The organism is Pseudobacillus sp. FSL P4-0506, assembly GCF_038003025.1.
In the GTDB taxonomy this organism is placed as follows: Bacteria; Bacillota; Bacilli; order Bacillales; family Domibacillaceae; genus Pseudobacillus.
Map to the genome: position 1 here is coordinate 1,796,161 of NZ_JBBOOI010000001.1, position 13,075 is coordinate 1,809,235.

General features: G+C 42.5%; 11 protein-coding genes, 2 riboswitches and 1 other annotated feature. Of the genes, 8 read left to right on the forward strand and 3 right to left on the reverse strand.

The genetic code is table 11. From position 1 onward, the window contains the following. Positions 1-2: 2 nt before the first annotated feature. The 7 genes from MKZ02_RS08775 to ysxE all read left to right on the forward strand — a co-directional run bounded on the left by MKZ02_RS08775 (position 3) and on the right by ysxE (position 7,255). Positions 3-836: a cytochrome C assembly family protein gene (locus MKZ02_RS08775; RefSeq protein WP_340853089.1), complete on the forward strand. Its 834-nt coding sequence runs from the start codon at positions 3-5 to the stop codon at positions 834-836. Between the two features lie 20 nt (positions 837-856). Continuing rightward, positions 857-1,789 (forward strand): hydroxymethylbilane synthase, encoded by a 933-nt coding sequence (gene hemC, locus MKZ02_RS08780; RefSeq protein ID WP_340853091.1) that lies wholly within the window; start codon positions 857-859, stop codon positions 1,787-1,789. Then, positions 1,786-2,571 carry a uroporphyrinogen-III synthase gene (locus MKZ02_RS08785; RefSeq protein ID WP_340853092.1) on the forward strand — a complete coding sequence of 262 codons (786 nt, stop codon included), beginning with the start codon at positions 1,786-1,788 and terminating at the stop codon, positions 2,569-2,571. Before hemC ends, MKZ02_RS08785 begins: the two co-directional genes overlap by 4 nt. Next, positions 2,571-3,548 (forward strand): porphobilinogen synthase, encoded by a 978-nt coding sequence (gene hemB / locus MKZ02_RS08790; protein WP_340853093.1) that lies wholly within the window; start codon positions 2,571-2,573, stop codon positions 3,546-3,548. Before MKZ02_RS08785 ends, hemB begins: the two co-directional genes overlap by 1 nt. A 12-nt stretch (positions 3,549-3,560) precedes the next feature. After that, positions 3,561-4,850 (forward strand): glutamate-1-semialdehyde 2,1-aminomutase, encoded by a 1,290-nt coding sequence (gene hemL, locus MKZ02_RS08795; RefSeq protein WP_340853094.1) that lies wholly within the window; start codon positions 3,561-3,563, stop codon positions 4,848-4,850. Positions 4,851-5,039: 189 nt separating this feature from the next. Beyond that, positions 5,040-6,209, forward strand: coding sequence for a stage VI sporulation protein D (gene spoVID / locus MKZ02_RS08800; RefSeq protein ID WP_340853096.1), 1,170 nt, complete (start codon positions 5,040-5,042; stop codon positions 6,207-6,209). Positions 6,210-6,271: 62 nt separating this feature from the next. After that, positions 6,272-7,255, forward strand: coding sequence for a spore coat protein YsxE (gene ysxE / locus MKZ02_RS08805; RefSeq protein ID WP_340853098.1), 984 nt, complete (start codon positions 6,272-6,274; stop codon positions 7,253-7,255). 105 nt (positions 7,256-7,360) lie between these two features. Here ysxE and MKZ02_RS08810 read toward each other — a convergent pair whose 3' ends face one another. The 3 genes from MKZ02_RS08810 to MKZ02_RS08820 all read right to left on the reverse strand — a co-directional run bounded on the left by MKZ02_RS08810 (position 7,361) and on the right by MKZ02_RS08820 (position 11,800). Then, positions 7,361-8,830 (reverse strand): amino acid permease, encoded by a 1,470-nt coding sequence (locus tag MKZ02_RS08810; RefSeq protein ID WP_406909913.1) that lies wholly within the window; start codon positions 8,828-8,830, stop codon positions 7,361-7,363. A gap of 100 nt (positions 8,831-8,930) precedes the next feature. Next, a riboswitch (Lysine riboswitch) is annotated at positions 8,931-9,109 on the reverse strand. A 142-nt stretch (positions 9,110-9,251) separates the two neighbouring features. Beyond that, positions 9,252-11,081, reverse strand: coding sequence for an APC family permease (locus MKZ02_RS08815; RefSeq protein ID WP_340853100.1), 1,830 nt, complete (start codon positions 11,079-11,081; stop codon positions 9,252-9,254). Between the two features lie 218 nt (positions 11,082-11,299). Beyond that, positions 11,300-11,441, reverse strand: a riboswitch (cyclic di-AMP (ydaO/yuaA leader). Between the two features lie 167 nt (positions 11,442-11,608). Beyond that, positions 11,609-11,800, reverse strand: coding sequence for a hypothetical protein (locus tag MKZ02_RS08820; protein WP_065409421.1), 192 nt, complete (start codon positions 11,798-11,800; stop codon positions 11,609-11,611). A 208-nt stretch (positions 11,801-12,008) separates the two neighbouring features. On the opposite strand from MKZ02_RS08820, the gene nfsA reads away from it, so the two are divergent. Further along, positions 12,009-12,737, forward strand: coding sequence for an oxygen-insensitive NADPH nitroreductase (nfsA, locus tag MKZ02_RS08825; RefSeq protein WP_340853104.1), 729 nt, complete (start codon positions 12,009-12,011; stop codon positions 12,735-12,737). A gap of 52 nt (positions 12,738-12,789) precedes the next feature. Further along, positions 12,790-13,027: a binding site (T-box leader), on the forward strand. Positions 13,028-13,075: the final 48 nt, after the last annotated feature.

Consider the following 13,075-nt stretch of genomic DNA (forward strand, 5'->3'; position numbering starts at 1 on the left):
TGATGTTTGAACAAGGAATGGCCAGGCTCCACGAATTGATGGTAATTTTATATGCGCTGAGTGTTATGCTGTATTTTATCGACTTTTTAAATCAGAACCGGAAGGCGAATAAAGTCGCCTTCTGGACTTTATCGATTGTTTGGGTTCTTCAAACAATTTTTTTGTTTTTATATATGTTCAAAACCGGCCGTTTTCCGGTTCTTACCCTTTTTGAAGGGCTTTATTTTTATGCGTGGATCTTAATTACGCTTTCATTGGTTATTAACCGGCTGCTGCGTATGGATTTTACCGTTTTCTTTACTAATATGATTGGCTTTGCCATTATGGCGATACACACATTTGCCCCTGTGCAAATGGAATCTCAGGCGATGGCGGAACAGCTCGTTTCTGAATTGCTGCTTATTCATATTACAATGGCCATTTTGTCGTACGCTGCATTCTCGCTTTCTTTTATTTTTTCTGCACTTTATTTGCTGCAGTACAGGCTATTAAAAATGAAAAAATGGAGTCAGCGTTTATGGCGTCTAGGTGATTTAGATAAGCTGACGAAATTTTCATACGTATCAAATGCAGTCGGAGTGCCAATGCTGTTGCTAAGCTTAATTCTTGGGTTGATCTGGAAGTTTATTAAACTGCCGGATGTAAGCTGGTATGACGTGAAAATTATTACTTCTTTTATTCTGTTGATTATTTACGGCATTTACCTTTACCTGAAAGTTCGCAAGGGCCTTTATGGCAAATCATTGGCACTGTTGAACACTGCTGCCTTTTTAATTATTTTAATTAACTTTTTCCTAGTGAGCCGATTTTCGTCGTTTCACTTTTGGTACACTTAAAAGCAAAGCAGGGGGATATTATGAGAAAAATTATTGTCGGCTCCCGCCGAAGCAAGCTAGCTTTAACACAAACAAACTGGGTGATTAGCCAGTTGAAAAAGTTAAAGCCGGAATACGACTTTGAAGTAAAAGAAATCGTTACAAAGGGCGATCGCATCCTGGATGTTACGCTCTCTAAGGTGGGCGGGAAAGGCTTGTTCGTCAAGGAAATTGAGCAGGCCATGTATGATAAGGAAATTGATATGGCCGTGCATAGCATGAAAGACATGCCAGCTGAGCTTCCCGAGGGATTGACCATTGGCTGTATTCCAGTGCGGGAAGATCACCGTGATGCTTTCATTTCAAAAGATCATGTAAAGCTTAAGGATATGCCAGCAGGGGCCGTTATCGGTACGAGTAGTCTGCGCCGCAGCGCCCAACTGTTAGCTGCTCGCCCGGATTTGGAAATTAAATGGATTCGAGGCAATATCGATACGCGTTTAGCAAAGCTTGAAACTGAGGAATACGATGCGATTATTTTGGCCGCGGCAGGCTTGTCACGCATGGGATGGGCCTCTGACGTTGTAACAGAATTTTTGGAGCCAGAACTTTGCCTGCCTGCAGTAGGCCAGGGAGCCCTTGCTATTGAATGCCGGGAAGATGATAAAGAATTACTTGAGCTGCTCGCTGCTTTTGCCAACGAGGAAACGACGAAAACGGTGACTGCTGAGCGGGCTTTCCTTCACAAGATGGAAGGCGGCTGTCAGGTGCCCATCGCCGGGTTTGCTGTAGCTGACGGCAATGAAACCGTGCTAACTGCTCTTGTCGCCTCACCAGATGGAAAAACGATTTATAAGGAAATAGTAAGAGGCAGCGATCCGCAAGCTGTGGGTGTAGAAGCAGCAGCTTTGCTTTCGGGACGTGGCGCTAAAGAATTGATTGAAGCGGTGAAAGCAGAGCTTGATGCCGAATGACACCCGGTCGGCCGCTTGCAGGCAAGCATGTATTAGTGACCCGTCCAAGAGGACAAGCAGCTTCATTTATTGATAAAATAGAAACAGCCGGGGGAATCGTTCACTTCGTTCCCCTGATCGCTTTCCAGTCTTTCTCAGATGATCGTGAGGAAGAATGGTTGCAGCAATTGTCTACATATGATTGGATTATCTTAACGAGTAAAAATGGTGTCGATTTTTTCTTTCAGCAGCTAAAGAATAGAAACATAGACCGCACAGTTATACGTGGCCGTTTTGCTGCTATTGGAACGAAAACAGCTGCTGTGCTCCAAAACTACGGATTTCATGCTGAGTATATTCCCGAGAAATTTTCCGCTGATCAGTTTGTAGAAGAAATTACCGGAGGGCGCTTTGAAGCGAAAAAGGTGTTAATTCCGAAGGGGAATCTTGCCAGAACAGCTATTGCTGACGCCCTCAGGGAAAAAGGGATGACGGCTGACGAATGGATCGTTTATGAAACATATTTCCCCGAAGAAGCAAATCAGCAATTAATTGATTTACTTGTAACGAATAAAGCGGACATCCTCACATTCACAAGTCCTTCTGCTGTCCGTCATTTTATGAAAGCAATAAAGGAAGTGGGCATGCACACGCTGGAACATTCTGTTGTTGCCTGCATCGGCCCAGTAACTAAAAAAGAAGCGGACCGCTTCGGTCTTCATACGCAGATTTGCCCAGAGGTATATACGAGCGAATCGTTGGCAGAGGCAATTGCCCGCTATTTCAGAAAGGAAGAAGAGTAATGGAATTACAATTTAAACGTCATCGCCGCTTGCGCCAATCAGCTAATATGCGTGCATTGGTACGTGAAACTTATCTTCATAAAGAGGACTTTATTTATCCTCTCTTTATTGTAGAAGGCGAAAACATAAAAAAAGAAGTCCCTTCCATGCCTGGTGTGTATCATTTGTCAATGGATCGCTTGAAAGCAGAAATGGACGAAATTCTAGCGCTCGGGTTAAAATCTGTCATTTTATTCGGCGTACCAGCTGAAAAAGATGCAGAAGGAACGGGTGCCTATCATGATCACGGCATTGTTCAGCAGGCAACACGCTTTATTAAGGGGCACTATCCGGATATGGTGGTTATCGCTGATACGTGTTTATGTGAGTATACAGACCATGGCCATTGCGGAGTGATCGAGGGCAGCAAAGTGTTAAACGATCCATCATTAAGTTTGCTTGCTAAAACAGCAGTCAGCCAGGCTGAAGCAGGTGCCGACATCATTGCTCCATCTAATATGATGGATGGGTTTGTCGCTGCTATTCGCCGTGGATTGGATGAAGCAGGCTTCACTGATGTACCGATCATGTCTTATGCCGTTAAATACTCATCAGGCTTTTACGGGCCTTTCCGTGACGCAGCCGAATCTACTCCGCAGTTTGGTGATCGAAAAACCTATCAAATGGACCCGGCTAATCGCCTGGAAGCTTTTCGCGAGGCAGAGTCAGATGTAGAAGAAGGGGCTGATTTCTTAATCGTCAAACCCGCTCTTTCTTATTTGGACATCGTGCGTGACATGAGAAATGAATTTAAATTGCCAATTGTCGCTTATAATGTGAGCGGTGAATACTCCATGGTGAAGGCTGCGGCATTGAACGGCTGGATCGATGAAAAGGCAATCGTTATGGAAAAGTTGATCAGCATGAAAAGAGCAGGTGCCGATCTAATTATTACGTATTTTGCTAAAGATGCAGCCCGCTGGCTGGATGAACAATAAGGGGGTTCTTGTATGCGTTCTTACGAAAAATCAAAGCAAGCCTTCCAAGAGGCGGTTAAATTAATGCCAGGAGGGGTGAACAGCCCAGTTCGCGCCTTTAAGTCCGTAAATATGGATCCAATTTTTATGGAACGGGGGAAGGGCTCTAAGATTTACGATATTGATGGCAATGAGTACATTGACTATGTTTTATCGTGGGGGCCACTTATTTTGGGCCATGCGAATGATCAAGTTGTAGAAGCTTTGAAAAAGACGGCTGAAACTGGGACGAGCTTTGGTGCCTCGACTCTCATTGAAAATGAACTAGCGAAGCTTGTGATCGAGCGTGTTCCGTCTATTGAAGTGGTTCGTATGGTCTCTTCTGGGACGGAGGCCACCATGAGTGCGCTTCGTCTTGCCCGCGGTTTTACAGGCCGCAGTAAAATAGTAAAATTCGAAGGCTGTTACCATGGTCATGGCGATTCCCTCTTAATTAAAGCTGGTTCTGGTGTGGCTACTTTAGGATTGCCAGATAGTCCAGGCGTTCCTGAGAGCGTGGCGAAGAACACAATTACCGTACCTTACAATGATCTTGACGGTGTTAAATATGCTTTTGAACAATTTGGTGAGGACATTGCTTGTGTCATTGTTGAACCTGTTGCAGGCAATATGGGCGTTGTACCGCCACAGCCTGGTTTCTTGGAAGGACTTCGTGAAGTAACGCAGGATAACGGTGCTCTCCTTATTTTTGATGAGGTTATGACTGGTTTCCGTGTCGGTTATAACTGTGCGCAAGGATTCTTTGGCATCACGCCTGACCTTACGTGCCTTGGCAAGGTAATCGGTGGTGGGCTGCCGGTTGGTGCCTATGGTGGCCGGGCAGATATTATGAATCAAATTGCTCCAAGCGGACCAATTTATCAGGCAGGCACTCTTTCTGGAAATCCAATGGCGATGGCTGCCGGATTGGAAACACTCCGGCAGTTAACACCAGAGATATACGAGGAGTTCGGACGCAAAGCAGATCGCCTGGAAGAAGGATTGACCGAAGCTGCACAAAAGCATAACATTCCGATTACATTTAACCGCGCTGGTTCGATGATTGGCCTCTTCTTTACTAACGAACATGTAACCAATTATGAAAAGGCAAAAACATCTGATCTTGCACTGTTTGCTGAATATTACCGGGAGATGGCAAATGAAGGTGTGTTTTTGCCGCCATCTCAGTTTGAAGGGTTATTTTTATCCAGCGCCCATACTGAAGAAGATATTGAGCATACGATTGCTGCAGCTGAAAAAGCGTTCAGCCGCCTAAAGAAATAATAATAGAAAAAACCGCCTGGCTATATGCTGGCGGTTTTTTTTCGTATTCTAAATAGAATGAGGCAATCTTTCATATTTCTTAGAGAAGCGTCATACAAATAAATTGTGAAAGAAGATCAATAGGAATATCTTGCCGTTGTATAAACAAATGGATGGCATAAGGCCGATGAATAGAAAGGAGGAAATGAAGTGGCGTCTCAAGACCTGTCATATTTGCGGTTTTCATTAGAAGAAACTGTCCGTTTTACGAGTGGTCAGGAAGTAGGAGAATTATATTCTATTTCTCTTGATCCGCAAATTCAAACTGAAGAAACAGATGAATTTATTAGAATGCACGGTTTCTTGGAACTTTCTGGAGAATACGCTCCATCAGAGCAGCAAACCGAACCACTGGATACACCTACTTATAAATATGTGCAACAAGTGCTGGAGCGCGGAGAGAATGAGTGTGAATTCTTTCATCACTTTCCGATTGATATAACGATTCCTAAATCACGCATTGCTAAAATGGAAGATGTGGAGATTTACATTGATTCGTTTGACTATGAATTCCCTGAAAAAGCAAATTTGAAATTAACAGTCGATCTATCAATATCAGGGATCATGGAAGAGGAAGAAGAGAAAGAAAGAGAGCAGGTGAATGAATTAGTTGAAATGACACCAGCAGACGAAGAGTTACAAATAGAACAAGAAGAAAATGTAAAAAATGACGAACCAGGGTTTTCAATTTTAAAGTTGGATGTGAATGATGCAGGCGGCTCAGAGGAAACAGGAAGGGAGACAGATTTTTCGGTTGAAGTCAAAAGGCAACCTGATGTGCTTGAGGAAGAGAAGAAGGAAGTTTCAGTTCCACCAATGAGTGAACAAAGAGAAGAAAAACAGCAGAAAGAATCTCCAAATATTGTTTTGGAGATGGAAAGCAATCATTCCGCAGTTGCAGCAATCGAAGAATCTCCTAATGTGCTTGAATCATTGTCCATAATGGAGTCTGCTTCCGCGAGTCCGTCATCTCATCATGAAGTTCCTAATGTTTCAGAGCTAACAGAGTCTCCGGCTCAAGAGCCAGCCCATATGGCAGAGTCGTCCTCAAAGGAAATGGAGGAGGAGAACACACAGAAAAAGAAAAAGTCATTTAGCTTGAAAAAAACGGAAACGATGTCGCTAGCAGATTTCTTCTCAAGGAAAGAGTCAGAGGAAGCTGTAACCTGGAAGGTTTGTCTTGTGCAGAGAGATGATACACTCCAAAAGATTGCTGAGCGGTATGAGTTACCGGTAGCTGACTTAGTCCGAGAAAACAAATTGGAGACCAGCCAAAGCATTGAAGAAGGCCAGGTACTCTATATACCGAATTCTCGTTAATGATCCGGCTGTTCCCGATTAAAGGTGGGACAGCCTTATTTTTTATAAAGCGGGTGAAGAAAGTGGAACAGCCCTATTCAGCTATTTGGAGAAGCTACGGATTAACCCCTTTGCACATAGAAACATTAGGCCACGTGCAAAAAATATCAACAGATAAAGGGAATTTTGCTTTAAAAAGAATTCCTTCAGTACAAGGGATGGATTTTTTATTCAATATGCAAAAGCTTTACCAGACGGGTTATCACCGATTTGTTCCTGTTTATCCGGCTTTGGATGGCAGATATGGCATTTTAGAGGGAGCTCATATTTATTATTTAATGCCGTGGATCGAAAGTGGTGAGCAAGAAATAGCCGAGAGAGAAAAAAAGATGATTCGGGAGGTTGCCAGGCTGCATTTCGTTTCTTCCACGGATGTAGCTGTAGCGAAGGAGGCGCGGATCTATCAATATGAACAGGTCAAGGCTTTGTGGGAAAGACAGGAAGAGCACTTAGAGCAATTTTTAGAGCTTTCAGAAAGGGAAACATATATGTCTCCGTTTCAATTGTTGTTTTGTCTTTATTATACAGATGTTCGCCAAGCTTTTTTCTATGCCAAGGAAAAGTTGAAAGAATGGAAAGAGGCAACAGAGGAAGAGGAGAAAGAGAGAACGGTCCAGGTTCATGGCAAACTGGACCCAGGTCATTTTCTTATTGATCGAGGGGGGGGAGGCTACTTTATTAACTTGGAGCAATCTCGCAGAGCCACGCCGATTCATGATTTAATTCCCTATTTCTCCCGTACATTGAAGGGGTACCCAGAAAGATCAGCTTTAGCGAGAGAGTTATTCAGTTACTATACAAATTTTTTTCCGCTGAAAAAAGGGGAGAAACTTTTATTCCAAAGCTATATTGCTTACCCGGGAGCGCTTTATGAGACAGCAGCTGCCTATTTCTCGGCACAAAGAAAACAAAACGAGTATCGCTATACGGATCAGCTGCAGCAAAATTATTGGCAGTTAAAAAATATCGAGTATTTCGTCACAGACTTAAAAGAAGAGGAAGAATAAAAAAATGGCTGGAGGAATGAAATTCCTCCAGCTCTGACAAGGTGTAATCGTAATCCTCGTATAATGTCTTTGATAAAATTTTACTTCTGCTTTAGCAATAACCTATTAGTCCCTGTTGAAATCACATTCTTCCAAAGGAATGACTTTCGTTTTGTGTTTGATTTTGTAAGCAATCCAAAAGATCAAGAATAGAGGAAGACCAATATAGGAAACAAGGACTCCATTCCAGTCAATTTGGCCTCCCATAAACGCTTGGAAATTTTGGCCCAAAATGACGAAAGTACATAGAATAAGTGCCAACAATGGCCCAATTGGAAACCATTTTGCACGATAAGGAAGAGTGGTTACGTCCCCTCCTTGAGCGATAAAAGCCCGACGGAAGCGATAGTGACTAATGGCGATCCCGAGCCATGTGACGAAACCAGCCATTCCGGAAGCGTTTAACAGCCAAACATAGACAGCGCCGTCGCCAAAGAAAGTAGTTAGAAATGCGAGAGAACCGACCAATGTGGTAATAATGAGCGCATTGACCGGTACCCCTCTTTTGTCAAGGCGAGCCAAAAATTTTGGGGCCTGTCCATCACGTGCCAAGTCCCAGAGCATACGGGTGGAAGCATACATGCCTGAATTGCCTGCGGACAATACAGAAGTGAGTATGATAGCATTCATAACAGAAGCAGCAAAAGCAAAACCTGCCCGTTCAAACACTAGCGTGAAGGGACTTACAGAAACAGAGTCACTTAGCAGACGTTCGTCTGTGTATGGGAGAATCAATCCGATCACAAGAATAGCTAAAATATAAAAAAGCAAAATGCGCCAAAATACAGAATTAATAGCTTTAGGAATATTTTTTTCTGGTTCTTCACTTTCACCGGCGGCTACTCCGAGCAGCTCCGTGCCTTGGAAAGAGAAGCCAGCTGCCATGAAAACACCTAAAACAGCTAAAAACCCGCCATTGAAAGGAGCGTCTTTAATTGTAAAGTTTGTGAGGCCAATGGCTTCGCCGCCCATAATACCAAAAATCATAAACAAACCGGTAACAATAAATAAAATAATAGTGACTACTTTAATAAGTGCAAACCAAAATTCTGATTCTCCAAATCCTTTGGCAGACATAAAATTCAAGCCAAACATAATTAAAAGTGCGAGACCGCTCCAGAGAATGGAAGGACTGTCAGGGAACCAAAATTTCATAATGAGCACTGCAGCGGCAAGTTCTGCAGCAATGGTAATCGCCCAGTTGTACCAATAATTCCAGCCGATGGCAAATCCAAGGGCCGGATCAACAAATTTTGATGCATATACCTTAAAGGAACCAGCTACCGGCATATAGGCCGCCATTTCTGCAAGGCTCGTCATTAAGAAATAGACCATTACTCCGATTGCTGCATAAGCGAGCAGTGCCCCTCCAGGACCGGCATTATGAATAGCTCCGCCGCTTGCTAAAAATATCCCTGTTCCGATGGATCCTCCGAGAGAAATCATCGTTAGATGGCGTGCTTTTAGAGTCCTCTTCAACTGATTGGGCTTTGATGATGATGTCGATGATGATGACGTAACTGTATTCCTCAATATTGTGCACTCCTTTTCGTGATAAAGATTGAATCATTTCAAGGGCAAATAAAAAACAGCCGTCGAAGAAGATCGACGGCTGTTAACAAGTCCGTTTAATCCTTCCGAAGATAGCCCTCCACGTTAAATAACGCGACAGTGATGTTCCTGTTCGAAAACATCCCCAGCATGAACAGACAATGACCTGTCCACACTTCGGCAGTTTATCCTTTCAAACGGAGTCATAGATGTCATTGTCTCTCTTCCGCTTTACTCATATAAGCTGCAGCCTCTATCCCATCGGTAAATGGGAATATTTAATTGACACTAGAATTATAGTCAATTCTTATCAATCTTGCAATGGTTAATTTTAGCTCTTCTTCTCTGGAATATGCACAAAGCCCTGTCATCCTCTCGAAGAGGTGTTTCGTAATTTGAGTAAAGATTATTTTTTAAATCGATAAGGGACGGTAGTGACAATGACATTCTTTTGATAAAGAAGGTAGATTCTTAAACGTAAGCTCGACTGATTGTGTAATATGTCCTGCCATCTCTTCTTCGTAATGAATTGTGGAATAAGTACGGTTAAGGTATGGTTCCTTTCATTCGCTTTTTCCACGGCTATGTCAATAAACCGGGCGAGAGGCCTCATTAAGCTTCTATATTGAGAATGCAGAGTAACAAGACGGACATTAGGCTTCCACTTTCTCCATCTCTCCTCCATTTGTCGTTCGCTTTCACGGTCAAAAGCGACGTAAACAGCAATGACAGTATCACCGATTAGTTCGGCATAATTTAAGGAATTTTCAACTACCTTTGTAATGCCGGCAACCGGGACAATGACGACATTTCCTTTAAATTGAAGTGCTTCTTCTCCAGATTTAATTCTCAGTTGTTCACCTGTTGCCATATAATGACTTTTAATTCGATGAAACATAAAGATAATAATCGGTAAGAAAACTAGCACAGGCCACACTTGAGAAAACTTAGTGGTAAAGAAAATCACCACAACAGTTAAGCTAATGAGCGCGCCGATTAAATTAACTGTTAATTTATACGTCCAGCCAACAGGCTTCTCTTTTACCCACTTTACAATCATGCCTGATTGGGAAAGGGTGAAGGGAATAAATACACCAACGGCATACAATGGAATAAGCTGTTCAGTTTCCCCCCTAAAAGCCACGATAAGTAGAATAGACATGATGCCGAGCGTGACGATTCCATTTGAGTAACCAAGCCGGTCTCCACGCATGAGAAACATCCGTGGAATATACTTGTCCGTTGCTAAGTTAACGGCTAGCAATGGAAAAGCAGAAAAACCAGTATTAGCCGCAAGAACTAAAATAAGAGCTGTAGTTCCTTGAACAAAGTAATAAATGAAATTTCTACCGAATACTTCAGACGAAATTTGTGATACCACTGTTTCTTCTGCTTTAGGAGTGATTCCTAGCCAATAAGCTAAAAACATAATGCCAGAAAAAAGAATCGCCAAGATAATCCCCATCATTATTAAGGTGTTTGCTGCATTTTTAGCAGCGGGTTCCTTAAAGTTAGGAACCGCATTAGAAACAGCCTCTACTCCAGTAAGAGCTGAACAGCCGGATGAGAAAGCTCTGAGCAATAAAAACAGACTGATGCCAGGAACGGCTGTTCCGATCGGAGAGTGCAGATCACTCGGTATTTGTCCGGTTGCAATTTTCCATAAACCTACGGCTGAAAGAAGAAGTAAGGCGGCTACAAATAAATATACTGGATAAGCAAGAACAGAAGCAGATTCTGTTACCCCTCGTAAATTCAAAATCGTAATTAATACAACTAGTAAAGCAGCAATAGATACATTATGTTCGTGCAATTGCGGAAAAGCAGAGGTGAGAGCGTCGGTTCCGGCTGATACACTCACCGCTACGGTTAAAATATAATCTACTAATAGGGAGCCTCCTGCAATGAGTCCGGCATTTTCTCCCAAGTTGTTTCTCGAGACAATGTAGGCCCCACCACCGTGCGGATAGGCATAAATAATTTGGCGATACGAAAGAATTAAGGCCGTTAAGAGAACCAGTACTCCAATGCCAATAGGAACAGAATACCAAAAAGCAACTAGACCGATTGTAGACAGCACAATTAAAATTTGTTCAGGTCCATAAGCTACAGACGAAAGGGCGTCTGAGGATAAAATAGCCAGCGCCTTTAACTTACTGATTCTCTGTTCTCCTAGTGCACTCGTTTTAAGCGGCTTGCCAATTAAGGCTTTTTTCATTAGTGAATAACGTGTCATGATGACCTCCAGAAAAGTAAATCAATCATATAGTGAGAAAGCATACGTTTATTTTTACTGTAAGAAAGCTCTTCTGTAAAAAGTTGATAAAATTATAATTCCCCCTTTGATCGTTACCAATCCTAGTAAAAGCTCACAGAGCGCTTTTAATTCTAAAGAAAACACAAAAAAGAACACTAAGGTGTTACTTAGTGCTCTTTTAAGACAACACAAAGCAAACCTCCTCTCCAAACGCTTATGAGGTTAGCTGTCGGGTTCGGGCCATGAGAGTAGCCCTACCTTCTTAATGAAGGATTCACCCCAAGTGACGATGCACAAAAATGGGTCCCCCACTCCTTAGGGATTAAGCGATATAAGGTATAATTGAGTTTACATATAAAATTTATTTAGCTAATATACTCCTGAAAGATTGGTTTGTAAAGAGAAAATTCATATTATTTTTTAGTTGGCTGAATAGCTAAAGAAAGAATAGAACTCCTTAAATCTATACATATTTAAAAAGACGTCTGCTCATACAAGACGTCTTTTTAAATCCATTCAAGGTAAAGAGCTACAGCAAGTAACACGAGGATAGATAGCAGTATCACATCAAATGTCGTTGGAAAAAAGATCGTTCGAATCCCCTGAAATATGCAAAATGGAACGGCTAGCTGGCAGCAGACCGCTCGGACTGTTCGAAGCCATGGAGGTAACGAGTAAGGATTGTATCTTCTTCTCAATTATTACACCTGCCTGTGAATTCATAAGCACGAGTAGCGTGCTATGAAAGGTTCTTCTTTTACTATATGTATGGAAACAAAGAGAGGTGATTTTAGAGGAGGAGAGCAGGAACGTTGACAGCGTTTAAAAGGTGATTTACGTTAAAAGAAGAACAGGTCTATACATACGCTTTTTATATGACGAAGCAAACAAGGAAGGAAGGATAAGATGATAGATTTATTGAAGTCTCATGCATCTGTTCGAAAATACACAGACGAACCCATTTCAGATGAAGTATTTCACGAGTTGTTGGAAGTTGCCCAACATGCCGCAAGCTCTCATTTTGTGCAGGCTTATTCCGTTGTGCGCGTGAAGAATGAGGAGAAGCGCCTGAAGCTTGGAGAGCTGTCTAAAAATAAACAGCAATTTGAATCTGCGGCCTTGCCGCTTGTTTTCTGTGCGGATTTAAAACGTCTGGAAAAAGCCGTTACCCTTCATGGGAAAAAATTCGAAGGTAGCACGGCAGAAAATCTGCTTGTAGCTGTTATCGATACGGCTCTACTTGCCCAAAATTTTGTAATAGCCGCCGAATCCAAAGGATATGGCATCTGTTATATTGGCGGGGTTCGTAATAATCCGCAGGCAATCAGCGACTTGCTTCAATTGCCTGACTATGTGATTCCATTATTTGGATTGACGGTAGGTGTGCCAGCAGAATCAAACGAAGTAAAGCCACGCTTGCCAATGAAGGCAATTTTGCATGAAGATGTATATGATGAGGAAAAGTATAGTCGCCTACTTCCTGAGTATGACGAGCAAATGCATAAATATTATGCAAGCCGTACAACAAATAAGAAAGATGCAGGCTGGACGAGCGGCATGGCAGCTTTTTTATCCGAGCCACGGCGGGCATATATGCTTGAATTCTTGCAATCAAAAGGCTTTCTAAAAAAATAATAGAGGAAAGATTGACGCCCCTGCCTGTTTTCAGATAATATATGAATGATAATGAAAAGCGAAGACCGGGAAGAGTACAAAGATAGCGCTTGCTTGCAGAGAGGAAAACTCATGGCTGAAAAGTTTTCCGCAAGAACCCTTTGGAATGTCCCCCGTGAGCTGCTTCTGTGAACCGTTTAGTAGTGGAAGCCGGTTGCCAGCCGTTAATGGATTGAGAGCCAGATAGGTCTGCCAGTAGGCAGCTGTCTGTGAAAAAAGGTGGTACCGCGAACAACTCCTTCGTCCTTTTGACGATAGGAGTTTTTTTGTTGTTTAAAAACAGGCAATCACATATGGCG